This window comes from Paracoccus denitrificans (genome assembly GCF_900100045.1).
Classification (GTDB): domain Bacteria; phylum Pseudomonadota; class Alphaproteobacteria; order Rhodobacterales; family Rhodobacteraceae; genus Paracoccus; species Paracoccus denitrificans.
This window is the reverse complement of sequence record NZ_FNEA01000011.1, coordinates 158,054-181,619: the sequence shown is the minus strand read 5'-3', so window position 1 is coordinate 181,619 and position 23,566 is coordinate 158,054. Positions and strand designations below refer to the sequence as shown.

Annotated in this window: 30 protein-coding genes, 2 tRNA genes and 1 pseudogene; 23 read left to right on the top strand and 10 right to left on the bottom strand. The window is 66.7% G+C overall.

What is annotated here, in order from left to right; all coding sequences use genetic code 11:
* The 4 genes and pseudogenes from BLT64_RS11955 to BLT64_RS11940 form a co-directional block, all read left to right on the top strand.
* Positions 1 to 797, top strand: a pseudogene (locus BLT64_RS11955) (hypothetical protein); the annotation flags it as partial.
* Between the two features lie 63 nt (positions 798 to 860).
* Entirely contained in the window at positions 861 to 2,618 is a 1,758-nt protein-coding gene (locus BLT64_RS11950) for a hypothetical protein (protein ID WP_011746724.1), read from the top strand.
* A gap of 9 nt (positions 2,619 to 2,627) precedes the next feature.
* Positions 2,628 to 3,368: a hypothetical protein gene (locus BLT64_RS11945; RefSeq protein ID WP_011746725.1), complete on the top strand. Its 741-nt coding sequence runs from the start codon at positions 2,628 to 2,630 to the stop codon at positions 3,366 to 3,368.
* 35 nt (positions 3,369 to 3,403) lie between these two features.
* The gene (locus tag BLT64_RS11940; protein ID WP_011746726.1) at positions 3,404 to 3,700 is read left to right on the top strand and encodes a hypothetical protein; all 297 of its coding nucleotides are present in this window, start codon (positions 3,404 to 3,406) and stop codon (positions 3,698 to 3,700) included.
* A 15-nt stretch (positions 3,701 to 3,715) separates the two neighbouring features.
* Here the strand turns inward: BLT64_RS11940 and BLT64_RS11935 are convergent, their stop codons facing one another.
* Positions 3,716 to 3,922 carry a hypothetical protein gene (locus tag BLT64_RS11935; protein ID WP_041529736.1) on the bottom strand — a complete coding sequence of 69 codons (207 nt, stop codon included), beginning with the start codon at positions 3,920 to 3,922 and terminating at the stop codon, positions 3,716 to 3,718.
* 86 nt (positions 3,923 to 4,008) lie between these two features.
* Here BLT64_RS11935 and BLT64_RS11930 point away from each other — a divergent pair, with 86 nt between their 5' ends.
* From BLT64_RS11930 to BLT64_RS27625, 3 genes are read left to right on the top strand one after another with little or no spacing between them, the layout of a single operon-like run.
* Positions 4,009 to 4,641 (top strand): peptidoglycan recognition protein family protein, encoded by a 633-nt coding sequence (locus BLT64_RS11930; RefSeq protein WP_011746728.1) that lies wholly within the window; start codon positions 4,009 to 4,011, stop codon positions 4,639 to 4,641.
* Between the two features lie 11 nt (positions 4,642 to 4,652).
* Positions 4,653 to 5,048, top strand: coding sequence for a hypothetical protein (locus tag BLT64_RS11925; protein ID WP_011746729.1), 396 nt, complete (start codon positions 4,653 to 4,655; stop codon positions 5,046 to 5,048).
* Positions 5,048 to 5,182: a hypothetical protein gene (locus BLT64_RS27625; RefSeq protein ID WP_260155002.1), complete on the top strand. Its 135-nt coding sequence runs from the start codon at positions 5,048 to 5,050 to the stop codon at positions 5,180 to 5,182. Before BLT64_RS11925 ends, BLT64_RS27625 begins: the two co-directional genes overlap by 1 nt.
* Here BLT64_RS27625 and BLT64_RS11920 read toward each other — a convergent pair.
* From BLT64_RS11920 to BLT64_RS11910, 4 genes are all read right to left on the bottom strand, one after another.
* The gene (locus BLT64_RS11920; RefSeq protein ID WP_011746730.1) at positions 5,166 to 5,369 is read right to left on the bottom strand and encodes a hypothetical protein; all 204 of its coding nucleotides are present in this window, start codon (positions 5,367 to 5,369) and stop codon (positions 5,166 to 5,168) included. The two genes, BLT64_RS27625 and BLT64_RS11920, sit on opposite strands and share 17 nt — an antisense overlap.
* Positions 5,366 to 5,632, bottom strand: coding sequence for a hypothetical protein (locus BLT64_RS11915; RefSeq protein WP_041529738.1), 267 nt, complete (start codon positions 5,630 to 5,632; stop codon positions 5,366 to 5,368). Before BLT64_RS11915 ends, BLT64_RS11920 begins: the two co-directional genes overlap by 4 nt.
* Positions 5,633 to 5,765: 133 nt before the next feature.
* Positions 5,766 to 5,933, bottom strand: a complete 168-nt coding sequence (locus tag BLT64_RS26835; protein WP_011746731.1) for a hypothetical protein — start codon at positions 5,931 to 5,933, stop codon at positions 5,766 to 5,768.
* A gap of 118 nt (positions 5,934 to 6,051) precedes the next feature.
* Complete coding sequence (locus tag BLT64_RS11910) at positions 6,052 to 7,395, bottom strand: recombinase family protein (RefSeq protein ID WP_081465013.1); 1,344 nt, start codon at positions 7,393 to 7,395, stop codon at positions 6,052 to 6,054.
* Between the two features lie 101 nt (positions 7,396 to 7,496).
* Between BLT64_RS11910 and BLT64_RS11905 the strand changes: the two genes are divergently transcribed.
* The 5 genes from BLT64_RS11905 to BLT64_RS11885 all read left to right on the top strand — a co-directional run bounded on the left by BLT64_RS11905 (position 7,497) and on the right by BLT64_RS11885 (position 10,021).
* Positions 7,497 to 8,120, top strand: a complete 624-nt coding sequence (locus tag BLT64_RS11905; RefSeq protein WP_011746733.1) for an SOS response-associated peptidase — start codon at positions 7,497 to 7,499, stop codon at positions 8,118 to 8,120.
* 69 nt (positions 8,121 to 8,189) lie between these two features.
* On the top strand, positions 8,190 to 8,429 hold the full coding sequence (locus BLT64_RS11900; RefSeq protein WP_011746734.1) for a hypothetical protein: 240 nt from the start codon (positions 8,190 to 8,192) through the stop codon (positions 8,427 to 8,429).
* Positions 8,430 to 8,521: 92 nt separating this feature from the next.
* Positions 8,522 to 8,710, top strand: coding sequence for a hypothetical protein (locus BLT64_RS11895; protein ID WP_128492977.1), 189 nt, complete (start codon positions 8,522 to 8,524; stop codon positions 8,708 to 8,710).
* Between the two features lie 351 nt (positions 8,711 to 9,061).
* Positions 9,062 to 9,151: transfer RNA gene (locus tag BLT64_RS11890), tRNA-Ser, on the top strand.
* Between the two features lie 504 nt (positions 9,152 to 9,655).
* A complete protein-coding gene (locus BLT64_RS11885) occupies positions 9,656 to 10,021 on the top strand; it encodes a DUF983 domain-containing protein (RefSeq protein WP_011746737.1) in 366 nt (121 codons plus the stop codon).
* 62 nt (positions 10,022 to 10,083) lie between these two features.
* On the opposite strand, the gene BLT64_RS11880 is transcribed toward BLT64_RS11885, so the two are convergent.
* Both BLT64_RS11880 and BLT64_RS11875 read right to left on the bottom strand, forming a co-directional pair.
* The gene (locus tag BLT64_RS11880) at positions 10,084 to 10,287 is read right to left on the bottom strand and encodes a hypothetical protein (RefSeq protein WP_041529739.1); all 204 of its coding nucleotides are present in this window, start codon (positions 10,285 to 10,287) and stop codon (positions 10,084 to 10,086) included.
* A 63-nt stretch (positions 10,288 to 10,350) separates the two neighbouring features.
* Entirely contained in the window at positions 10,351 to 10,722 is a 372-nt protein-coding gene (locus tag BLT64_RS11875) for a hypothetical protein (protein ID WP_011746738.1), read from the bottom strand.
* 204 nt (positions 10,723 to 10,926) lie between these two features.
* On the opposite strand from BLT64_RS11875, the gene BLT64_RS11870 reads away from it, so the two are divergent.
* From BLT64_RS11870 to BLT64_RS27735, 3 genes are all read left to right on the top strand, one after another.
* Positions 10,927 to 11,241 carry a hypothetical protein gene (locus BLT64_RS11870; protein ID WP_011746739.1) on the top strand — a complete coding sequence of 105 codons (315 nt, stop codon included), beginning with the start codon at positions 10,927 to 10,929 and terminating at the stop codon, positions 11,239 to 11,241.
* Between the two features lie 86 nt (positions 11,242 to 11,327).
* Positions 11,328 to 11,720, top strand: a complete 393-nt coding sequence (locus BLT64_RS11865; RefSeq protein ID WP_104493368.1) for a hypothetical protein — start codon at positions 11,328 to 11,330, stop codon at positions 11,718 to 11,720.
* 821 nt (positions 11,721 to 12,541) lie between these two features.
* Positions 12,542 to 12,829, top strand: coding sequence for a sunset domain-containing protein (locus tag BLT64_RS27735; protein WP_074988163.1), 288 nt, complete (start codon positions 12,542 to 12,544; stop codon positions 12,827 to 12,829).
* Positions 12,830 to 12,946: 117 nt separating this feature from the next.
* Here the strand turns inward: BLT64_RS27735 and BLT64_RS11850 are convergent.
* Positions 12,947 to 13,022, bottom strand: a tRNA-Lys gene (locus BLT64_RS11850).
* 97 nt (positions 13,023 to 13,119) lie between these two features.
* Between BLT64_RS11850 and dapF the strand changes: the two genes are divergently transcribed.
* From dapF to BLT64_RS11815, 7 genes are all read left to right on the top strand, one after another.
* On the top strand, positions 13,120 to 13,947 hold the full coding sequence (gene dapF, locus BLT64_RS11845) for a diaminopimelate epimerase (RefSeq protein WP_011746742.1): 828 nt from the start codon (positions 13,120 to 13,122) through the stop codon (positions 13,945 to 13,947).
* A 5-nt stretch (positions 13,948 to 13,952) separates the two neighbouring features.
* Complete coding sequence (gene mtaB, locus BLT64_RS11840; protein WP_086000152.1) at positions 13,953 to 15,206, top strand: tRNA (N(6)-L-threonylcarbamoyladenosine(37)-C(2))-methylthiotransferase MtaB; 1,254 nt, start codon at positions 13,953 to 13,955, stop codon at positions 15,204 to 15,206.
* 199 nt (positions 15,207 to 15,405) lie between these two features.
* Positions 15,406 to 16,323, top strand: coding sequence for a histone deacetylase family protein (locus BLT64_RS11835; protein ID WP_041529741.1), 918 nt, complete (start codon positions 15,406 to 15,408; stop codon positions 16,321 to 16,323).
* Between the two features lie 20 nt (positions 16,324 to 16,343).
* Entirely contained in the window at positions 16,344 to 16,562 is a 219-nt protein-coding gene (locus BLT64_RS11830) for an exodeoxyribonuclease VII small subunit (protein WP_041530058.1), read from the top strand.
* A complete protein-coding gene (locus BLT64_RS11825; RefSeq protein ID WP_011746746.1) occupies positions 16,562 to 17,425 on the top strand; it encodes a polyprenyl synthetase family protein in 864 nt (287 codons plus the stop codon). The genes BLT64_RS11830 and BLT64_RS11825 overlap by 1 nt, the downstream gene beginning before the upstream one ends.
* A gap of 25 nt (positions 17,426 to 17,450) precedes the next feature.
* Positions 17,451 to 19,373 carry a 1-deoxy-D-xylulose-5-phosphate synthase gene (gene dxs, locus BLT64_RS11820; protein ID WP_011746747.1) on the top strand — a complete coding sequence of 641 codons (1,923 nt, stop codon included), beginning with the start codon at positions 17,451 to 17,453 and terminating at the stop codon, positions 19,371 to 19,373.
* Positions 19,374 to 19,382: 9 nt separating this feature from the next.
* On the top strand, positions 19,383 to 20,003 hold the full coding sequence (locus BLT64_RS11815) for a COG3650 family protein (protein WP_011746748.1): 621 nt from the start codon (positions 19,383 to 19,385) through the stop codon (positions 20,001 to 20,003).
* On the opposite strand, the gene BLT64_RS11810 is transcribed toward BLT64_RS11815, so the two are convergent.
* Both BLT64_RS11810 and BLT64_RS11805 read right to left on the bottom strand, forming a co-directional pair.
* Entirely contained in the window at positions 20,000 to 20,860 is an 861-nt protein-coding gene (locus BLT64_RS11810; RefSeq protein ID WP_128493024.1) for an SDR family oxidoreductase, read from the bottom strand. The genes BLT64_RS11815 and BLT64_RS11810 overlap by 4 nt on opposite strands.
* Positions 20,860 to 21,846, bottom strand: a complete 987-nt coding sequence (locus BLT64_RS11805) for an LLM class flavin-dependent oxidoreductase (RefSeq protein WP_011746750.1) — start codon at positions 21,844 to 21,846, stop codon at positions 20,860 to 20,862. Before BLT64_RS11805 ends, BLT64_RS11810 begins: the two co-directional genes overlap by 1 nt.
* A 95-nt stretch (positions 21,847 to 21,941) precedes the next feature.
* On the opposite strand from BLT64_RS11805, the gene BLT64_RS11800 reads away from it, so the two are divergent.
* Positions 21,942 to 23,426 carry an AMP nucleosidase gene (locus BLT64_RS11800; RefSeq protein ID WP_011746751.1) on the top strand — a complete coding sequence of 495 codons (1,485 nt, stop codon included), beginning with the start codon at positions 21,942 to 21,944 and terminating at the stop codon, positions 23,424 to 23,426.
* Positions 23,427 to 23,566 lie beyond the last annotated feature (140 nt).

The following is a 23,566-nucleotide window of genomic DNA, read 5'->3' as shown; positions in this document are numbered from 1 at the left end:
CGTTGAACATTCCCCGGCTCGGGCTGGTTTCCGTGCCCTTCTGGATCGACGGCCTGGAGTTCGACGGCACCAATGTCATGGTCGACCTGATCGAGGCCGAGCCCGCTTCGTTCGACTGGACGGCCGAGGAGGAGGGTGAGCCGCCGGCGGTGCTGACGGATATCGACCGCGGCACCGCGACACGGGATGCCGCGATTACCAGCGTCACGCTCATCACCGATGACGGGCCGCCCTATATCAGGATCGAGGGCACCCTTTCCGCCCAGCGTGGCGATCAGCTGATGGCCCAGTTCCGGCGCACCGGCAGCGCCTTGGCGTGGACGGACATGATCAGCGAGGCGACCTCGGGGAATGGGTTCTCGTTTCGGACGATGCCACTGGGCGACCTGTCCGAATACGATTTCCGGGTCTTCTTCGGCCGCTACAGCAACGGGTCCAGTGGCCGCGAGCTGCAGATGCTGTCCGTCCCGGTTGTCGTGACCGGGGTTGACGTCGTGGCCAACGGTAACCCGCCGGATGAGCCTGTCGTCATATCCGCCAGCGGCAGCGCGGGAGACAACTTGATCGTCACCTTCACGGTAGACCTCGGCGCGAACTACCACCGCACCGGGCTTTATCGCGCCGCGTCCGGGGCGCCCTTCGGCTCCGCGACGCTGGTCAAATGGTCCTTCGACCAGTCTTCGCAGGTGACGATGACGGCCGCCATTCCGCCTTCCGGTGCGCGGTTCTGGCTGCGCTCCGAGAACGAATCGCAGGTCGGGTCCGACCCGGTCGAGGTCGGCGACTACCCGGCCTGATCAACAGCAAATCCAGCAGACGGCGGCGGTCCAGATGGGCCGCCTTTTTCATGTGAGGCATGCATGTCATTTCAAAGCGATGCGAACGAGGCCTATCCGAACGGCACGCCGGTAGATAAGGCCGACGTCCGCGCCTTGTGGGGCCGGGTCGATGGGGTCGTTGCCAATGGCGGCAAGGTTTTCCCCGCCCGCGGCGACGCCGAAGCGGCCGGGCAGTCGGCGCTGGTCCCTGCGCTGTCGCGCATTTTCGTTACCGAGGGCAGCTATCTGCACCTTCGTGGCCCGTCTTCCCAAGCGTTGGACCCGCTGTTCCCGAGCTACCCCTATTGGGGCATCCAGTTCATTGTCCCCAACACCACGGCCGCCTGGAACCGTGCCAATCACACCGGCACCCAGCCGATCAGCACCGTTGACGGGCTGCCGGAGGCGCTGGACGGCAAGGCGGATCAGGAGGTGGTCAATGGGCTGATTGCCGATGCCGAAGATCAGGCGGAGAAGCTCACATTCGCCACCGCCGAGGGCAGCCCGTTCGACTCTCACCTGACCGATTCCCGAGGCGATCTTCTGGCCGGATGGGCGGCGGATCGGGCGGCGCTGGCGGGGATGGATTTCCTGCGCAACGACGGGCTGGACCGGCCTGTCGTGGTGGGCAGCGATAACTTCGTCCTGTGGTATCCGCCTGACGCAGAGCCCGCTCAAAACCCGGCCCTGACGCCATACTTCGGATCGCGGCTCTTCGGCATCGCCGGCGAGCGCCTGCCGATCTATGCCGCCGGCCTGATCGCGAACCGGGCGGATGTGGAACAGGTGCGCCTCGTGCTGGCCGGGGCCGCTGGTGAAGTTGGCTATGGGGACAGGCGGGTTGACGTGGATGCAGCGGGCCTGGGGGCATCGGCTGCGCTTCAGCTTCGCAACCGCGCGGACGCGGGCGGACCGTTCGTGGAGCTGCCCCTGACCGTCCACGCGGCCCCGAAAGCGCCAGGCTCGGGCGATGCGCCTGTCATCCTGTCGGTCGGCGACAGCATCACGCATCGGTCGGGCACCGCGCTGGCTGCGGTCTATCTGGACGAATGGGGATACACGCCCGATTTTATCGGCACGCTCATGTCGGAGACGGGCGGCGATGCGCCGCCGGTGGCGGGCGAGGGCAAGCCGGGGCATTGCCTCCAGGACCTGACCTATGACGTGACCAACCGCGTGCAACCGCTCGCGCCGGGCGACGAGTCGCTCTACAACGCCATGTCCACGGCCGACAAGCGGCTGCGCAACACCATGCTGCGGGCCGCGACCGGCGGGGACGATCCGGCCGATGTCCGCAACGGCTATGTGCTGGACTTCGGTTTCTACATAACCCGCCACGGCCTCGCGACCCCGACGGTGCTTTGGCAGGGCTATGGCACCAACGATATCCGCGACATTCCTGCCGGGGATATCGAGGACCGTATCCATGACATGGACAGCCTCGTCTATCGACGCTGGCACGCGGCCTATCCCTCCGCCCCCGTGGTGCGCTGGATGCCCGGAACGGCATGGGACGCGGATCGCAACCTGGTCTGGACGGCCAGCTATATCCCGACGATCCGGGGCATGCTGCGCGCCGCCGCCGAGGCGACCGGGCCGGTGCTGCTGGTTCCGACATGGGCCATGCACACGCCCGAGGCGGGCTATGACCTGGTCCCATCTCCGGCGATCCCCGATCCGGTGACCGGCCATATCGTCCGCACCATCGGCGACACCATCCACCCGACCGGCGCCAGCCGCCGCGAACTGTTCCGCGCAGTGGCGGCGGCGCTCGCCTGCGCATCCACCGGCAACTTCTGAGGACACCCCATGTCGCTTGTCATCCGCACCGCAACGCCCGCCCGCTCTCGCGCCCGCAAATACCTGCCGCCCGTGATGCGGGGGCTGGACTACCTGTTCCTGGGCGACGGTGATGACCCGGGCCAGAACTGGGCCATCGACCGGCCGGACGGCGAGGTCCACGGCACGCCCGTTCGCGGGCCTGACGGAATCTCGTGGCGGTTCAAGGGGCTGGCCAACTTCATCGAGACGCAAAGTTGGGAGGTGGACAGCGAGACGCATCTGATCGTCTGTCGCACCTTCGACACGCTGGCGGATAATGCCACCCGGCCGCAGTTCTTCGGGACCTTCACCGGCCCGCCGGCCAAGCAGGATACCACCACCACGACTTTTGGCTCACGCCTCTATGTCAGCGCGGCCGGCGCGGTGCGGTATGTGGCGGGCCGGGGCAATACCGTGGATGACGACGTGCAGGGCGATGCCGCGGTCGTTGTGCCCGATCACCAGCAATACCAGTTGATCGTCTGCCAGACCGACCCCATCAACCGGATCACCAACGCCACCACCGGCACCACGGCCAGCAATCCCTCGGAATTGCCCCGCTTCCCGGCCCGCCGTCGATATCGGCTCGGGTCTGGATACCTGACCCAGGAGGGTGAGGGCGATGTGCTGCTTTGGGCCAAGTTCAATTCGGCCGCAACCGCAGACGAGATCGCGGCGATGGTGGCCGATATGCGCCGCTACTGCGCCGATCTGGGCGTGACGGTGTGAGCCGGGCCTGACCCCTACGACAGTATGGAGGCGATATGACTGACCCCGGACCCTTCCGCAGCGCCGACTTCTGGATTGCAGTCGGCGTGGCCCTTATCGTCAAGATCAAGACCAGCGCGAGCCTCGGGCCGGTCAAGGTGATCACCTCAATGATCGTGGCGGCTGGTGCGGCATGGGTCGCATCCGACTACGCCGCCGAGACGTTCGGCGTTCCGCTGCCCATTGCTGCAGCGGTCGTCACCCTCACAGCCGAGGGCGCGATGCGCTGGTTGCTGATCGCGGTCAATGATCCAAAGCAGGCCATCGACCTCTGGCGATATTGGCGGCGGTGATGGGGCTTGGCTGGGTCAGTCCTCGCTGACCTCGACGCCCAACTCGGCCGCCAACCCCTCCAGCGCCGCAATCGTCGGGTCGTAGGCGTCCCCCGCCTTCGGGAACCGCGCCTTGCGGCTGCGATACCAGCGCAGCCATTTCGGCAGCTCGTCCAGGGGATAGGTGGCCGACCAGATTTCGCCGGTCAGCGTGAAGGTCTTGTCGTCGTGTGTTGCTTTCATGACGCGCGTTTTGCGACCCGCCGCTGCCGGCTGCAACCCCATCTGACCGCCCCGCCTCGCGCGGGGTTTTTTCATGGAGAGATGACATGACAGCAGTCATGAACGCGGTGCGCGCGCGGCAGGCGCGCTGCGCCGCCCTGGGCTTTTGGCCCGGTCCTATCGACGGAATCGACGGGCCGCGCACTCGGGCCGCCCATGCCGCGGCCATCGAGGCGCAGCGCGCCAAGGGCCTGCCGTTCCAGCACCCGACCGGGATCGCGCGCATCCACTGGCACTGGACTGCCGGCGGTTACACCCCGAATACCGTGGACCTGCGGTCCTATCACGCGCTGATCGATGGCGAGGGCAGGATCCGCTGGCCGGTCGATCCGACCACCACGCGCTCGCACACGCTCAATGCCAATGGCGGCGCCATCGGGCTGTCGATCTGCGCCATGGCGGGTGCGCAGGAGCGGCCTTTCGCCTGGGGCAAGGCGCCGATCACGCCGGCGCAGGTCTCGGCGTTGGCCCGCGAGACCGCGCGGCTGTGCCGGACCTACGACATTCCGGTCTCGCGCTGGTCCACGCTGTCGCATGCCGAAATCCAGCCGACCCTCGGCGTCGCCCAGAAAAACAAATGGGACATCACCGTCCTGCCCGGGATGTCGGCGCCGGCCGACCCCATCACGGTCGGCGACCGTCTGCGCGACCTGGTCGCGCGCGAGCTTTCCACCTTCTGAGGAGCATCATCATGCAGACTATCATCAACGCGGCCGCGCCGCATCTCCTGGAACTGATCGGCCTCGCGATCACCGCCATAATCGGCTGGGGCGTGAGGCAGGCCAGCAAGCGATGGGGCATCGAAATCCAGGCCAGCCATCGCGAGGCCCTGCACTGGGCGCTCTACACGGCGGCGCAACTGGCCATCAAGCACGAGCTGACCGGAAAGGCCGCGGTGGATCTGGTGCTGGAGTATGCGCGCCGCAGCGTGCCCGATGCGATCGGCAACCTGAAGCCCTCGGCCGAGGTGCTGACCGATCTGGCGCGGGCCAAGCTGGAGCAGGTTGCGGCCGAGAAGGCAAAGGATGCGGCGACGGGCGCGGTGGACCAGCTGACCGAGGCGCTGCGGCGGGCAGGGGCGGCGTGATGCGCGCGCCCTATGAGGCTGCGCTGGCCGCCTCGATGGTTGCCGGCCTCGTGGTCGGCGCCACCATCGCTGCGGCCGCGCTGATCACGGCGCAGGCGATGGGGGTGCCGATCCGCATCACTGATACGGCTTGAGCCCATCGAGGAGCGCCTGGCAGGCGAGGGCGGTCCTTTCGGCGGTCGCGCCGGTCACGCCGCTGCGCTTCATGCTCACGATGCTGTTCGCGCTGACCCCAAGCAGGGCGGCGGCGTCCCGGTCGGATTTGGCGAGGCCGGCCGCTTTCATCTCGGCCAGCCAGCGGGCGAAGGCTTCCGGGGTCATGCGGCAATGTCCCGGTGCCGACCCTGCTGGGCATCCCAAACGCAGCCCTCGCGGATCGCATCGGCGGCGGCGATGGCTTTCGATGCGCCGGCCAGTCGCCAGTTGGCGTCGATCAGTTGCGCAATGAGCCGGGCAGGCAGTGCGGCTATCACATCCTCTGGGATCGCGCGCAGCATCGCGGCCACGCTCTCGGGGTGCATCCCTATGGAGCACATGGCTACAGCCCTGTTGACTTTGCGGGTGTGGTCGATAGTGTCGGTCATGTCAGCGCCTCACGGCTGAGGTTGCGGTTCGGCCCAGCATCGGGGCCGGATGGGTAGAAACTCAGACTGTGATTTTATGAGCCTTCGGCTTGAGGCCCCGCTTGGAAATAGGCGGGGCCGATCCTTGTCAGCGTTAGTCATCAAGGGCCGAGAAGATCGCCTCCCACGTCGCCTCGACTTCGGCGCGCTCTTCGTCGGTCATGGGGCACATCTCGGCCATTGCGGCGTTGAACTTGGCGATGGTGTTCTCGGTGATGGCGGGCGCGATGTTTTCGACTTTGGTGGCGATGATCTTTTCCATCTGTCTATCTCCTGCTGGGCGTCTGCCCGTTCCTGTTAAGATAGATATACAAGTTACTTTGATTCCGCGCAAGAGAAAAATGTAAGTAACTTGTATTTTTGTCCTGCTGCCAGCGGGATCATTTACCGCCCTGCTGCGGCCGCCCGCGCTTTTCCCGGCGTGTGTGCCTGCGCGGCCCAAGCCGGCCCGCTGCTTCGGCGCGCACCGATCCGCCCGCCCGGAACACGACCGTCATCCCCTCCAGATCCACGTCGATCCGCTCGATATAGGTGCGCAGCCTTTCGATCCGCTCGTATTGCGCGCGCACTGCACCCAGGTCGTAGCCGGTCATGCGCTGGACGACCTCCAGCACCGCCGCTTCCAGATCGGCAGCGCGGAATCTCATGTAGGGATCGGAATCCTCGCCATAGCCATGGCGTCGCTCCTGCTGGGCAATGTAATAGCGGTAGAGCCTGCCCTTGCTGGTCAAGAATGTGTGGGTAATGGCCGAGCCGGTCCGGTCGAACAGCAGTCCGGCCAAAAGCGCAAGCGGCTTCGCGCCGCGCCCGCCCATCCTGTGATTTCGGGCGTCGGCCAGAACGGCATTGGCACGCCTCCAGAGCGAATCCGAGACGATGGGCTCATGCGATCCCGGCATTGCCTGGCGCCGGTGCACCATCTTGCCGCGATAGATCGGGTGCGTGATGGTGTGGCGGACCATGTTGCCGGTCCAGGGCTTGCCGCGCGTATTGGTGATCCCCCGCGCATAGAGGTCATCCGCGACCCGCTCTGCCGATTTGAGCGCGATGTAGCGGCGGAATATCCATCTTACGACCGGCGCCTCCGTTTCATGGGGCACCAGCTGGTTGGTGCCCGGAGGCTTGGCGTAGCCAAACGGGCGCTGCTGGACCCACAGGCCGCGCTCGCGAGCGCCGGCAAACCAGTCCTTCAGCCGTTCGCCGGTCAGCTCGCGCTCGAACTGGGCAAAGCTCAGCAGGACATTGAGCGTGAGGCGGCCCATGGCCGTGCCGGTGTCAAAGGACTGCGTGACCGAGACAAACGTGACGCCGCAAGCCTCGAACTCCGCCACCAGGTTGCAGAAATCCCGCAACGACCGCGACAGGCGGTCGATTTTGTAGACCACGACGGTGTCCAGTTTCCGCAGCTGGATGTCGGCGCGCAGCCGGTCCAGCGACGGGCGCTTCAGGGATCCGCCAGAATATCCCTCATCGTCATAGCGGTTCGGCAACTCATCCCAGCCCTGGCCGCCTTGGCTGGCGATGTAGGAGGCGCAAAAGGATCGCTGATTTTCCAGCGACCCGAACTCGGCGCCGGCGCGCTCGTCCGCTGATTTCCGGGTGTAGATCGCACAGCGCATGAGCGCCTCCGGTGGACGGCAAGGGGATGATGCTGGATCCACGCCGGTATGGCGACGGTGAGAGATTATCGGCGGCGCGGCACCAGTCAACTGCCTGGCGCCCATTTGCCCCCGTCCCGGTTCGCCCGGGGCGGGGGGCCTTTTTGCGTTTCGGGAACCGGGATCGCCACCGCGTGTTGATAGGCCGATGATGCGAGGGCCTGTCGATGTGCGGACGATTTGTTGACCCGAACTTGCGCGGGACCTCTTTCGAGATATCGCAGACCAGGCTGCATCCGTTCCCGCGGCGCTACAACATCAAGCCCACGCAGGATGTGTTGGTGATCACCACAGACGCCCCAGAGGGAGAGATGGCGCGCTGGTGGCTGGTGCCATCCTGGCACAAGGGCGATCTGCGGGACTGGAAAGCCACGACGTTCAACGCCCGGATCGAGGACGCGGCCAGCAAGCCGACTTTTCGCGGCCCGTGGCGCTATGGGCGCTGCCTGATCCCGGCCGGGGGCTATTACGAGTGGACCGGCGAGAAGGGGCACAAACAGCCGCATTTCATCAGCAGCGCGGGCAACGACGATACCTTATGGTTTGCCGGACTCGTCTCGCGCTGGAACGATATGCTCACCTGCACCATCGTCACCCGGCCCGCCAACGCCTCGGTTGCTGACATCCACACGCGCATGCCGGTGATCCTGAACGCGGACGAACGGGACGCCTGGCTTGCCGGCAGCGATGATCCCGAGATTGGCGCCGGCGCGCAACTGCGCCACCACCCTGTAGCGCGATTCGGCACGGCCAGCGATGGCCCGGAACTGATCGACCCCACCGCAGCGTGATCATCGGGCATCTAGACTCAATCGTTCTCTTTATGTTCTCATTCTGAAGTTGAGAATCAGGAGGCGGTCATGATGATCATCGGTAACGTTCTGGCGGTCGAGCCAGAGGACAGCATGGAGGCGCATGTGCGCCGCTATCTCGCATTCCGGTTTGCCGGGCATGCCATCGTGGACCTGCGCGGCCAAGATGAAATCTGGACGGCGCGGTTGCACTCGGCCGAGGCCGGAGACGCCGTGGTCACGATCAAGGCCGATCTGATCGAGGATGATCTGTATCTGGCCTTTGACATCCTCGACATGGCGGCGTGAGCGCCCGCCTAGGTGACGCCATGAAGTTGCGGGTCATCCGTGATTGGAACCGTCGTTGGCGGTTCCGACCCGTCCGGGACACCGGCGGTTACGTGATCGAGAACACATACGATCTCCTGCGCAACGGTGTCGTCGTCGGTCGGGTGCAGCGCGAATGGGGCGGCGAGTGGTCTTGGGACATCTATACCGAGCCCAAGGAGCGGGGCTGGGCCGGCACTATGACCGAGGCGCTGCACGATGCCAGGAACGCGCTTGGGCTGCGGCATATCGCGGCGCCCTAGGTTAAATGGCCGGACCCGAAGGCCCGGCCGTTTCAACTTGTTCACATGCACTGGTTTACTGGGCGCTCAACTACAGCGATGAGTCGTCGCGCGTAAGTTGTCTCTTTAGGCAGTTACCCCGATGTTAAGGCGTATCGACCGTCTGGATATGATTGCGCTCATCGGGCTGCGGCAGGCCGCCGCGCCGCAGTGAACAACCCCAGAACGCCCTGCACGGATTTTGCACGAGAATCACGTGCAGTTCGCGGGAAGTTCCGCGAAAATCCGGGAACATGCGCCTTGCGGTCGGTGCGGCACGATCAATCTAAATACCCCTTGTTTCCCTATCGTTTGATCCATATACGGGGCAGCGGAGACGTGGCCGAGTGGTCGAAGGCACACCCCTGCTAAGGGTGCAGGCGGGAAACCGCCTCGAGGGTTCGAATCCCTTCGTCTCCGCCATCCCCATGCATCAATCACTTACCGGATTTTTGCGGTCTCTGGAGAGTTGGTCCAGAACATCATGCGACGCGCCCTGGCGGCATTTCTGCGCGGCAACCGACAGTGACGCCAACGATGCCCGAGGCTTGATCACCCAATCCGGCCGGGACTATTCCGCCGCCCCCCGGACCCGTGCGATGTGGCCGGGTCGTTGGTATGCACCATGGGCAACAACTGTAACCAAGGCGAGCGAATCCACCACATGCTCCGGCAGCAGCAAGGTGGTCCCATTTTGTCGAGAACAAATGTGGCGTGTCATGTCGCAGATGAAGGTGCCGTGTCCGCTCTCCGGCCGCTGATCTCAAGGGACATCCAGGACACTCGGTAGCGTTTGCCGGGCATCGGAGGCGCTGATGCGCTCCTCCTGGACGCGGCCTGCCGCTAGCTGTGCGGCAAGGGGAAGCCTGATCCGATCGCCATCCATTATGTTACCCTCTGACGGAAACAATCGGAGCGTACACAGCCATGGCAGAGGAACGGGACGAGCGGGCCGCAGCGGTCAGGGGGCTGACGGGCCGATGCCCACATTGCGGCAAGGGCCGGCTGTTCAAGGGATACCTGGCCATCGTGCAGGAGTGCGAAGCCTGCGGCGAGCCGCTGGGGCTTTATCGGGCTGCCGATGGCCCGGCTTTCTTTACCATGACCATCATGCTCCTGCTGCTGATCCCGATGATCGGCTTTACCTGGGCGATCTATCGGCCCGATCCGGTGACGCTGCTGATCGTGGTGGGGGTGGCGATGACCCTGCTGACCCTGGTCATTCTTCGCCTCGTGAAGGGGGCGTTTGTCGGCTATCTGTGGGCCAAGCATGAGCAGGACAGAGGGGCCTGACCCCGACAGCCATCTGGTGGGGCTCGGTTCCCCCTGCGGACAGCGGCCCGCAGGGGGGCACATCACCCGAGCAGCCAATAAGCGGCAAGGGCAATGGCGCAGAAACCGACAAGCATGATGCACCAGTTCAGCAGCACGGTCTTGCCGGACTGGACCTCTCCGGCCGCCGGCGGCGTTCCTGCGGGTTCGGGCGGTGTATCGTCGGGCTTTGGTTTTTCGGCGAACGGCGTCCGGCGCGCGGCCGGCTCATCTTCATGGGAATTCATCTGTCGTCCTTCGTGAACGCAAAGGTCATGATCTGCCAACCCGGAGCCGGGGGCAGAGCGATGTCAGGCGGTCATGCGAAAGGACGGTGGTGCACGGGCACAGGGGGCGAGCGTGCAGGCGCAGACCCCGATTTGCGGTTGATGGGCGTAGGCAACCGATGCGGCGGCGCGCGGCGGCGGCGGCAGGGGCTCCGGCGGCGGCAGCGCAGTCGCGGTCAGTGGGCGGATCTGCACCGCATCCTTGCGGGCGATCAGGTCGCGCCCATGGATCGCCGTCAGGGCCAGCGTCGGCGTGGTCAGTTGCTTGGACTGGCTGGCCGTCGCGGTGACCTGTGGTCCCGGCAACATGACGACCAGCAGGGCCAGCAGCAGGGCCAGCCATAGCCTTGCCGCATGCGATGGGTTTGCTGTCTCAGGAGCCTGTGGGTCCGTCATGCTCCGATTGATCCATGTTTCGCGGCTGGGAACAAGGGCTCTGCCGCATAGCGCCGGCCTGGTTCGCGTGCAGCGGTGTTCGAAGAGGGGGTTCGGCTGATCTGAACAGGTTCTGGAGGTTATGCCGGCCGCTACCCCTATGACTTTGCCATCCGCTCGCGCCTGCCCTCGGGCAACCCGACCGAACTGGCCAAACTGGCCAAGATGGTGAACGGCGAGGGTGACTGGCTGTTCTACGGCCATGCCAACACGGCCGGGACGGGCTTTGACCTGTGGTGGCTCTTGGACCTGCGGGCGTTCCGGGCCGGGCTGATCCGCCACGCCCCGAACGGCTATCCCATCTCGTCGGGCGACCGGATGAACATGGACGGCACCTGCTTCAAGCGGTTCGACATTCGGTCCTTTCCCAAGGAGCTGCCGCTGGTGCTGGCGATCTCGGGGCCTCGCAGCGCCGGGCCGTCGCATCATGCGGGGGCTTTGCCGTTTCAGGAACCCTCCCCCGTTCCGGCAACCGAATGACAGGAAAGCACTGCAGTCCGGTTATCGCTTGTCCCGCGCTCTTGGACTTCCTAGCCTATGCCCGGTCTCTGGAGGGAAGGTGGATCATGCAGAACAAAGCCATTCTGATTGTCGGGCCGTTGCTGTTCGCGGCCTGCACCGCATCGGACAACTACAGCGAAATCATTGCGCGCTCCACGCCGCCTGGCGCCGCCTTGAAGGCCGAGATCGTCGCTGGCGCCAAAGAACTCATCTATGACCCCGCCTCGATCCGCGATGCCGAGATTTCCAATGTGGCGACCCTGCCGGATGGGCTGCAAGGCGTTTGCGTCCGCGCCGACAGCAAGGATGTCTCCGGCCGCTACCTCGGGCTGCACAGCATAGGCATCCCGATCCGTGACGGGAAGATTGCCGGCGGCAGCCTGGATCACCCCCTCTGTGACCGCGCGGACATTCAGTGGCAGCCCTTTCCCGAGCTTGAGCGGCTTCCCGGCGCCTAAGCGCTCCCCGGTCTGCGTCCGCTGCTAGTTCCGCTGCACAGGTGAGGTTTGCAGCGGATGTGGCGGCGTAGCAGCTTCCGCTTCCCGGCAGCCTCATATGGCAAAATCGCAACCGAATGGCAGCGGGTTGCATTCCTCGCTGGCGCAAAAGCCCAGCCGGGGCGCCCCTTCTGATGCCCCGAGGGCCGAGAATCGCGGAACAGCGACAATCGCAAGTCGAGAAAGATGGAAATGCTCGGGGCGTAACAATGCCCGCACAGTGCGAGCAGACCGGCCTGTCGGCGCCAGTCTGCAATGCTCCTGATCCTTGGCGAATCAGCGGAAAGCCGCCTATCAGGGAAAGGTTAACAAATCGTTAAGAAGTCCGATGCGCCCTTTCCTCATTGCTTTCCTCGTCTGCTTTTCCCTGCCCTCGTTTGCGGATGAGGGCACCGTGCCCGTCCTCGGGGTCTTGACGACAGAGGACATCCAGGACGCCCGGCAACGCCTGCTGGACCTCGGAGGCCCTGATGCGGCCCTCCTGGATGCCTCCTGCTGCAAGATGTGCAGCAAGGGCAAAGCCTGCGGCGACAGTTGCATCAGCCGGGACAAACTATGCCGCAAAGGCGTCGGCTGTGCCTGCGATAGTTGATCGGCGGGCCACGCCCTCCGCCGCAATCCTGACGGCAGTGCGTAGCGATTATCGCGATTTTGATGCCCCTATCGGGACTGGAATCGCGACAATCGCGACAATCGCGGGAATCGCAGCGGTTAGGGCTTTGGTCGTTGGCGCGGTGCTGGTGATGCCCGCCGTCACCTGGGCCGCGACTGACGGTAGCCCTTTGATTGCCTGCCGTGCCGTGGTGGTGGACGGCGACTTACTCATCTGGCAGAGCGAATCTCAGCTTGCCTGGGAGTATCGCGCCGACCGCTGGGCGCGGGCTGCCACAGAGGCGCCCGAGGGCTGTCCGATCAAGGGCAACATCTCGAAGAAGGGCGAGCGGATCTATCACGCGCCCTGGTCGCCGGCCTATGCCGAGACCCGGATCGATGAGAGCAAGGGCGAGCGCTGGTTTTGCGACGAGGCCGAGGCTATCGCCGCCAGTTGGCGCGCGGCGCGCTGGCGCTAGATTCGAGCCAGGGCATCACCGTGAAAATGTCCGCTGGCTATCCGCTGGCACATTGTTAGCGCCGAAACCGCCTCGCAGGCAATTTCTCGTAACCGCTTGTCATGTAAGGAAGTTCAGTGGTGAGCCCGACAGGATTCGAACCTGTGACCCACTGATTAAAAGTCAGTTGCTCTACCAACTGAGCTACGGGCCCATCGCACGGGGGGCTAACTACGGTCGGCGGCTGACAGGGTCAAGCGGAAAAATCACCGCCTCTGGCAGAATCTTTCCGGCAGGAGTATGTCACCGCCATGGAACACCAGCAAAACCTCGGCCAGAGCATTCCTCTGCCCTTCATGAAGATGCACGGGCTCGGCAACGACTTCGTGGTGATCGACAGCCGCCGGACCGGCGCGCTGCCCGATGCCGCGACCGTGGCCGCCATCGCCGACCGCCATCGCGGCGTCGGCTTCGACCAGCTGGCCGTCATCCTGCCCGGCGAGAATGCCGATGCGCGGCTGGTGTTCTTCAACGCGGACGGCTCGCTTTCGGCGGCCTGCGGCAATGCCACGCGCTGCGTCGCCCGCTTTCTCATGGACGAAACGGGCGCCCGCGCGCTGCGGCTCGCCACCGATCACGCGGTGCTTGCGGCCGAGGATGCCGGGGACCGGCTGACGCGGGTCAACATGGGCGCGCCGGTGCTGGACTGGGCCGGGATTCCGCTGGCCGAGGATGTCGATACGCTGCACCTGCCCGTTCCGGGCGATCCGGTGGCGACGGGCATGGGCAATCCGCATATGACCTTCTTCGTGCCCGATGCGGCGGCGGTGGACCTGGAACGCTTCGGCCCCGCGCATGAGCATCATCCGCTTTATCCGCAGCGGACGAATATCGAGCTGGTGCAGGTCGTTTCGCCGGACGAGATCATCCTGCGCATCTGGGAACGCGGCACCGGCATCACCCTGGCCTCGGGGTCGTGCTCCTGCGCGGCGGTGGTGGCGGCGGCGCGGCGCGGGCTGACCGGGCGGCGGGTCAGGGTCAACGTGCCCGGCGGCGTGCTGGAGATCGACTGGCGCGAGGACGGGGTCTGGATGACCGGGCCGACCGCGCATGTCTTCGACGGGGTCTGGCGGGGATGAAGGATCTGAAGCCCCCGGTTTTCGCGACCCTCGGCTGTCGGCTGAACGCCTATGAGACCGAGGCCATGCGCGAGATGGCCGAGGCCGCCGGGCTGCAAGGCGCGGTGATCGTGAACACCTGCGCGGTGACGGCCGAGGCGGTGCGCAAGGCCCGGCAGGAGATCCGCCGGCTGGCGCGCGAGAATCCGGGCGCCCCGGTCATCGTCACCGGCTGCGCGGCGCAAACCGAGCCCGAGACATTCGCCGCCATGGCCGAGGTCAGCCGCGTGATCGGCAACCACGAGAAGATGCAGCCCGCGACCTGGGCCGCGATGCAGGCCCCCGACCTGATCGGCGAGACCGAGAAGGTGCAGGTCGACGACATCATGTCGGTCAAGGAAACCGCCGGGCACCTGATCGACGGTTTCGGCCGGCATCGCGCCTATGTGCAGGTGCAGAACGGTTGCGATCATCGCTGCACCTTCTGCATCATCCCCTACGGCCGCGGCAATTCGCGCTCGGTGCCGGCGGGGGTCGTGGTCGATCAGATCAAGCGGCTGCGGGACCGCGGCTTCAACGAGGTGGTGCTGACCGGGGTGGACCTGACCTCCTGGGGGGCCGACCTGCCGGGGCAGCCGCGGTTGGGCGACCTGGTCATGCGCATCCTGCGGCTGGTGCCGGACCTGCCGCGGCTGCGGATCAGCTCGATCGATTCGATCGAGGCCGACGAGAACCTGATGCTGGCCATCGCCACCGAGCCCCGGCTGATGCCGCATCTGCACCTGTCCCTGCAGGCGGGCGACGACATGATCCTGAAGCGGATGAAGCGCCGCCACCTGCGCGACGACGCCATCCGGTTCTGCGAAGAGGCGCGGCGGCTGCGTCCCGGCATCGCCTTCGGCGCCGACATCATCGCCGGCTTCCCGACCGAGACCGAGGCGATGTTCGAGAACAGCCTGAAGCTGGTCGAGGATTGCGGGCTGACCTTCCTGCATGTGTTTCCCTATTCGGCGCGGAAGGGCACCCCGGCGGCGCGGATGCCGCGCGTGCCCGGCCCGGCGATCAAGGAGCGCGCGGCCCGGCTGCGGGCGGCGGGCGATGCGGCGCTGGCCCGGCATTTGCAGGCCCAGCTCGGCGAGGCGCGCATGGTGTTGACCGAGGGGCCGCGCCTGGGCCGGACGGAGCATTTCACCGAGGTCGCCTTCGACCGCGACATGCCCGAGGGCACGCTGATGGCGTTGCGCATCGCGGGCCATGACGGACAGCGGCTGACGGTCTGAGGGCGGCGCATGCGTCGCGGCCGCCGGGGGCTGTCTGCCCCCGGACCCCCCGAGGGTATTTGGAAAACGGAAAAAGGGCGGGTTTCCGGCGGCGTCATTGCGCACGGGAGCAGCAAGGGGGCCGTTTTCCCGTCCCTGCGGGGCCGGGTGCGCAAGATTGGCTTGCCGCGTGGGGAAGCTGCACATAATCCTTGGGTGGATGACCTTGCTTTACACGCATCCCTCGGGGCTTTCGCATGTGACGCCGCCCAGCCATCCCGAACAGGTGGCCCGGCTGGATGCCGTGCTGGCGGTGCTTGACGGGGCGGATCTTGAGCGGCGCGAGGCGCCCGAGGCGGCGGATCAGGACATTCTGCGCGCCCATCCTCCCGAATACCTGTCGCTCCTGCGCCGGAAGGCGCCGGGCGAGGGCTGGAGCATGCTCGATTCGGACACCTATCTGTCGCCGGGCAGCCTGAATGCGGCGCGCCATGCCGTCGGCGGGGTCTGCGCCGCCGTGGATGCGGTGCTGGCGGGCGAGGCGCCCAGCGCCTTTGTCGCCATGCGACCGCCGGGCCATCATGCCGAGCGCATGAAGGCCATGGGGTTCTGCATCTTTTCCTCGGTCGCGATCGGGGCGCTGCGGGCATTGGAGCATCACGGGCTGGACCGGGTGGCGGTGCTGGATTTCGACGTGCATCACGGCAACGGCACGCAGGACGTGCTGTGGGACGAGCGGCGGGCGCTGTTCGCCTCGACGCATCAGGTGCCGCTTTATCCCGGCACGGGTGCGCCGTCGGAGCGGGGGGCGCATGGGCAGGTCGTCAACCTCCCGCTGGCGCCGGGCAGCGGCGGGGGCGAGGCCCGCGCGGTCTGGCAGGCGATCTGCGCCCGGGTCGAGGCGTGGCGGCCGCAACTGGTGCTGGTCTCGGCCGGCTTCGATGCGCATGCCGAGGATCCTCTGGCCTCGCTCATGTGGGACGATGGTGATTTCACCGCCATCACCCGGATGATCTGCGATACGGCGGCGGCCTGTTCGGCCCCGGTGGTATCGGCGCTGGAAGGGGGCTATGATCTGGCCGCTCTGGGCCGCTCGGCGCGCGCCCATGTCGATGTGCTGAGGGAGACTGCCGCGTGACCGGGACCGAGATCGAGAACATGTCCTTCGAGGAGGCGATGAAAGAGCTTGAGGCGACCGTCGGTCGTCTGGAGCATGGCGAGGCCACGCTGGAGGAATCGATCAAGCTTTACGAACGCGGCGCGGCGTTGCGGGCGCATTGCGACAAGCGCCTGCGCGAGGCCGAGGAGCGGGTCGAAAAGATCACGCTGGCGGCCAATGGCCAACCCACGGGCACCGTGCCGGCCGAGGGGCTGTGATGCTGGACCGCCTCGATGAGGTAAAGACGCAGGTGCAGGCTGCGCTGGACGGGGCCATGGCCGGCCTGCCCGAGGGCGAGCTGACCGATGCGATGCGCTATGCCTGCATCGGCGGCAAGCGCATCCGCGCCTTCCTGGTGATGGAATCGGCGCGGCTGTTCGGGCTGCGCGACCGGGAATCGCTGCCCGTCGCGGCGGCGGTCGAGGCGTTGCATGCCTATAGCCTGGTGCATGACGACCTGCCCTCGATGGATGACGACGACCTGCGCCGGGGCCTGCCCACCGTGCATGTGCGATGGTCCGAGGCGACCGCGATCCTGGCCGGCGATGCGCTGCAAAGCCTGGCCTTCGGCCTCTTGACCGATGCGCAGATCGGCGCGCCCGAGATACGCCTGGCGCTGGTAAGCGGCTTTTCCGAGGCGGTCGGCGGGCGCGGCATGGTCTGGGGGCAGGCGCTGGACATCGCCGCCGAGACCGCCGTCGAGCCCCTGGACCTGATGGCCATCAAGCGGCTGCAACAAGCCAAGACCGGGGCGCTGATCCAGTTCTCCGCCACCGCCGGCGCCGTCATGGCGGGGCAGGATACCGGACCGCTGGCGGAGTATGCCCGCAACCTGGGCCTTGCCTTCCAGATCCATGACGATGTCCTGGACGTGACCGGTAACGAGGCCGACACCGGCAAGCGCACCGGCAAGGACGGCGCCGCCAACAAGGCGACCTTCGTGTCGTTGCTGGGCCTCGAAGGGGCGCGGGACAAGGCGCGCACGCTGGTGCGCAATGCCGAAACAGCGCTGGAACCCTATGGCGAGGGCGCAGGAAACTTGCGGCAGCTTGCGCGTTTCGTTATCGAACGCGACGCCTGACAGCCCGCCCGGAGAGGGGCAAGCCATGACCCATGAGACTTCCGACCGCCCTTCGACGCCGATCCTGGACCGGGTGCATCTGCCATCCGACCTCAAGGATCTGACCGATCGCGAGCTGCGCCAGCTTGCCGACGAGTTGCGGGCCGAGACGGTCAGCGCCGTTTCCGTGACCGGCGGCCATCTGGGTGCCGGGCTGGGGGTGGTCGAGCTGACCGTGGCGCTGCATGCGGTCTTTGACGCGCCGCGCGACAAGATCATCTGGGACGTGGGCCATCAGTGCTATCCGCACAAGATCCTGACCGGGCGGCGCGACCGCATCCGCACCCTGCGGATGGAGGGCGGGCTTTCCGGCTTCACCAAGCGGTCGGAAAGCCCCTATGACCCGTTCGGCGCCGGGCACAGCTCGACCTCGATCAGCGCGGCGCTGGGCTTTGCCATGGCGCGCGAACTGGGTGGCGATCCGGGCGATGCCATCGCGGTGATCGGCGACGGCGCGATGAGCGCGGGCATGGCCTTCGAGGCGCTGAACAATGCGGGCGACCTGGGCAAGCGGCTGTTCGTGGTGCTGAACGACAACGAGATGTCCATCGCGCCGCCCACCGGGGCGCTGTCGCGCTATCTGACCCGGCTTTACGCCGAGGGCCCGTTCCAGGATCTGAAGGCCGTGGCCAAGGGCGCCGTCGGCTTCCTGCCGCCTACGCTGCAAGAGGGCGCGCGCCGCGCCAAGGAGATGCTCAAGGGCATGACCGTCGGCGGCACCCTGTTCGAGGAACTGGGGTTCTCCTATATCGGCCCGGTCGACGGCCACGACCTCGACCAGCTTCTGCCGCTTTTGCGCACGGTCAAGGCACGGGCGACGGGGCCGGTTCTGCTGCATGTCGTGACCCGCAAGGGCAAGGGCTACGGCCCGGCCGAGCGCGCCGCCGACAAGGGCCATGCCACGGCGAAATTCGACGTCGAGACCGGCGCGCAGGCCAAGGCGAAATCGAACGCGCCCAGCTATACCTCGGTCTTTGCCCGCGCGCTGGTCGATCAGGCCAGCCGCGACGCCCGCATCGTCGCCGTCACCGCCGCCATGCCGGACGGGACCGGCTTGAACCTGATGGCCGAGCGTTTCCCGCGCCGCTGCTTCGACGTGGGCATTGCCGAGCAGCATGCCGTGACTTTCTCGGCCGGGCTGGCGGCGGGGGGGATGAAGCCGTTCTGCGCGCTTTATTCGACCTTCCTGCAGCGCGGCTACGACCAGGTCGTGCACGACGTGGCGATCCAGCGCCTGCCGGTGCGCTTTGCCATCGACCGCGCCGGCCTGGTCGGCGCCGATGGCGCGACCCATGCCGGCGCATATGACGTCGCATTCCTGGCGAACCTGCCCGGCATGGTGGTCATGGCTGCCGCCGACGAGGCGGAACTGGTCCATATGGTCGCCACCGCGGCGGCCCATGACGAGGGGCCCATTGCTTTCCGCTATCCGCGCGGCGAGGGCACCGGCGTCGAGATGCCCGAGCGCGGCGAGGTACTGGTGATCGGCAAGGGCAGGGTCATGGCCGAGGGCAAGGGCGTCGCCATCCTGTCCTTCGGCACCCGGCTGTCGGAAGTAATGCGCGCGCGCGAGTCGCTGGCGGCGCGTGGCGTCAGCCCGACGGTGGTCGATGCCCGCTTCGCCAAGCCTCTGGACCGCGACCTGATCCTGCGCCTTGCCCGCACGCATGAGGCGCTGATCACCATCGAAGAGGGCGCGGTCGGCGGCTTCGGCAGCCTGGTCGCGCAACTGCTTGCGGACGAGGGCGTGTTCGACGGCGGGCTGCGCTTCCGCCAGATGGTGCTGCCCGACACATTCATCGACCATGCCAGCCCCGAGGCCATGTATCGCGAGGCCCGCATGTCCGCCCCCGACATCGAGGCCAAGGTGCTGGAAGTCCTGGGCGTGGCGCTGGCGAAACGTGCCTGAGAGGTGACAATGCTGCGTATCCTATTGACCGGCCTCGTCCTTGCCGCGCCGCTGGCGGTGCAGGCGCAGGATTATCTGCCGAACCTGTTCGACGTCACCGTGGTCGAGACCTGGGACAAGCTGAACGTGCGCGAGGCGCCGGACGGCCAGGCCAAGATCATCGGCAGGCTTGCCTCGACCGCCAAGGGCGTCGAGTTGCTGGACCGCGACGCCTCGGGCAAGTGGGGGCTGGTGAACGTGGGCGAGACCACGGGCTGGGTGGCGCTGCGCTTTCTCAAGCCGCAGGCCACGGTCTGGAAGCCGGCCGAACTGCCGCTGGCGCTGCGTTGCAGCGGAACCGAGCCCTTCTGGTCGGTCAAGACGGTGCAGAAAGGGCTGATCTTCAGCGAGCCCGATGCGCCGGAGCGCCAGCTTTCGCTGCGCAAGGTCATGGACCGCGGCATCGAGGGCGAGCCCACGCGGGGCATCATCGCCGGCGATGACAAGGGGCGGCTCACGGCGTTCATGCGGCCCGAGCAATGTTCGGACGGCATGTCGGACCGCGGCCATGCGCTGGCGGTCAGCGTGATCCTGGACGGGCAAGAGCAGCCCTCGCGCATGTTGACGGGCTGCTGCTCGATCGCGCCCTAGGCAGGGATCCCCTCGGCTCGCGCCAGCGCGGCCAGCCCGGCGCGATAGTCGGGATAGCGCAGGGTCACGCCCAGTTCCCGCTTGATGCGGTGGTTCGAGACGCGCTTGTTCTCGGCATAGAAGCTGCGCGCCATCGGCGTCATCTCGGCGCTGGCATAGTCTTCGGCGGGGGGCATGGGCAGGCCCAGCAGTTCCGCCGCATGGCCGATCACCGCCTCGGGCGGGGCGGGATCGTCGTCGCAGACATTGTAGATCGCGCCGGGATGCGGCGCCTTGATCGAGGCCAGCAGCACCTGCGCGATGTCCTCGGCATGGATGCGGGAAAAGATCTGGCCGGGCTTGACGATGCGCCGCGCCGTGCCCGCCCGCACCTTGGCAAAGGGTCCGCGCCCCGGTCCGTAGATCCCGGCAAGGCGAAAGATATGCAGCGGCAGGCCGTGTTCGGCGGCAAAAGCCTGCCAGCCCAGCTCGGCCGCGACCCGCTCGCGCCCGCGCCGGGTCGAGGGGGTGCAGGGCGTGTCCTCGTCGACCCAGCCGCCGTCCCGGTCGCCATAGACCCCGGTGGTGGAAAGATAGCCCAGCCAGCGCGGCCGGGCGGCGGCGATCTCGGTGCCGAAGGCTGCCAGCACCGGGTCCGCGCCCTGTTCCGGTCCGACCGAGATCAGGATCGCGTCGGCTTGGGCGATGGCCTTGCGCACGGCATCCTCTTGCCCCGGCCAGCGCAGCGGCTCGGCCCCGGCCTGCGCCACGCGATCCGTCGCGCCTCGGGTGGTGCCGGTGACCTGCCAGCCCTCGGCCAATAGCAAGGGCGTCAGGAAACCGGCAGAATAGCCGTGACCGAAGACCAGCATCCTCATCATGTGCGCCCCCGCAGGATCTCGGCCGCGATGGCAAAGGAACGGTGCCGTGCGACCTGGTCGTAGATATTGCCGACGAGAATCAGCTCGTCGGGCTGGTGGCGGGCGATCAGCCGGTCCAGTTCGGCCGCGACGGTCTGGGGGCTGCCGACGGCGCTGATGGCCAGCGCGGCGTTGACCGTGGGCAGGATGCGCACCGGGATCGCGTCCAGCACGTCGTCGACCGGCGGCGGCAGCAGGCCGGGCATGCCCAGCCGCAGCCGGGCAAAGCTGATCTGCTGGCTGCTGCGCAACCGCTGCGCCTCGGCATCGGTCTCGGCGGCGATGACGTTCACCGCCAGCATGAAGCGCGGCTTTTCGCCGAATTCGGTGGGCTGGAACCGCTCGCGGTAAAGCCGCCGCGCCTCTTCCAGATCGCCGGGGGCGAAATGGCTGGCAAAGGCATAGGGCAGGCCAAGCGCAGCGGCGAGGCTGGCGCCGTAAAGCGACGAGCCGAGGATCCAGACCGGCACGTTCGTGCCCTCGCCCGGATGGGCCGCGACCGGGGCGCCGGGGCGCGGCGGGCCGAGATAGCGCAGAAGCTCGACCACGTCGTTGGGGAAATCCTCGTTGCGCTGCATCGACCGGCGCAATGCGTGCATCACCGCACCGTCGCCGCCCGGCGCGCGGCCCAGGCCCAGGTCGATGCGCGGCCCGTGGATCGTCGCCAGCGTGCCGAACTGTTCGGCGATGGCCAGCGGTGCGTGATTGGGCAGCATGACCCCGCCGGCACCGACGCGGATCGCCCTGGTATGGTCCGCCACATGGCCGATCAGCACCGCGGTGGCGGCGCTGGCGATGCCGGGCATGTTGTGATGTTCGGCCAGCCAGAAGCGGCTGTAGCCCCATCCCTCGGCGGCTTGCGCCAGCGCGACGGAATTGGCGATGGCCTGCCGGGCGTCCGAGCCCTCGGCCACCACCGCCAGATCGAGAACGGAAAATTCCATGCGGATCACTCCTTCGTCCCTCAGATAAGGCGTCCGGTGCCGGCTTGCCAGCCCGCGGCGGCGCTGGCACTCTCCGCCGAAACTGGAGAGCGCGCATGTTGACCGACAGCCGGAGACTTCCCATCGAGACGCCCGAGCCCGCCGAGCGCGTCTATTTCGACGACCCGGCCGCCGCCGTGGCGCGGCTGATCGAGCTTTACGACCGTGCGTCGCATTTCCTGCTGGACCGTTTCCTTGCCACGCTGCAAGGCGGCCGGCCGGCGGCGCGCTATCGCGCCTTCTACCCGGAACTGCGCATGACCGTGCCGATCCATTCCAAGACGGATTCGCGCCTGTCCTTCGGCCATGTCGCGCTGCCGGGCACCTATTCGACCTCGATCACCCGGCCCGACCTGTTCCGCGGCTACCTGACGGAACAGATCGGCCTGCTCATGCGCAATCACGGCGTGCCGGTGGCGATCGGCGAAAGCGGCACGCCGATGCCGGTGCATTTCGCCGTGGCGACGCAAAGCGACCTGAACGTCCCGCAGGAAGGCGTGCTGGACTATTCGCTGCGCGACGTCTTCGACGTGCCGGACCTGAACACGATGAACGACGACATCGTGAACGGCATCGCCGGGCCGAACCCGGATGGCAGCCATGCGCTGGCGCCCTTTACCGCGCAGCGCGTCGATTACTCGCTGGCGCGGCTGGCGCATTACACCGCGACCCTGCCCGAGCATTTCCAGAATTTCGTGATGTTCACGAACTACCAGTTCTATGTGGACGAGTTCGAGGCCTTCGCCCGCCGCGCGCTGGCCGACCCGAACTCGGGCTATACGGGCTTCGTCGCGCCCGGAAACCAGATCCTGGAGCGTCCCGAGGACATCATCGCCACCGGCGCCAAGATGCCGCAGATGCCGGCCTATCACCTCAAGCGGCCGGATGGCGACGGCATCACGCTGGTCAATATCGGCGTCGGCCCCTCGAACGCCAAGACCGCGACCGACCATATCGCCGTGCTGCGCCCGCATGCCTGGCTGATGGTCGGCCATTGCGCCGGGCTGCGCAACAGCCAGAGCCTTGGCGATTTCGTGCTGGCCCATGCCTATCTGCGCGAGGACCATGTGCTTGACGACGACCTGCCTGTCTGGGTGCCGATCCCCGCCCTGGCCGAGGTGCAGGTCGCCCTGCAAGAGGCGGTGGCCGAGGTCACGCAGCTTGACGGCTATGAGCTCAAGCGCATCATGCGCACCGGCACCGTCGCCACCATCGACAACCGCAACTGGGAGCTGCGCGACCAGTCCGGGCCGGTGCAGCGCCTGTCGCAATCGCGCGCCATCGCGCTGGACATGGAAAGCGCCACCATCGCCGCGAACGGTTTCCGCTTTCGCGTGCCCTATGGCACGCTCCTTTGCGTCAGCGACAAGCCGCTTCATGGCGAGTTGAAGCTGCCCGGCATGGCCACGGATTTCTATCGCACCCAGGTCGCGAACCACCTGCTGATCGGCATCCGGGCCATGGAAAAGCTGCGCGAGACGCCCTTGGAACGCATCCACTCGCGCAAGTTGCGCTCGTTTAACGAGACCGCCTTCCTCTAGAACGGCCCCTTGGCGGCGAATTTCGCAGCGTTTGCTGGGGAAAACCGCCGAAAAAGCTTGATCTGCGCTGAAAAAGCTTGTGTAGCGGCAGGCGTGCCGCCAAGGTGGCGTCCGAAAATTTCCCGAACGGGGAACAACGA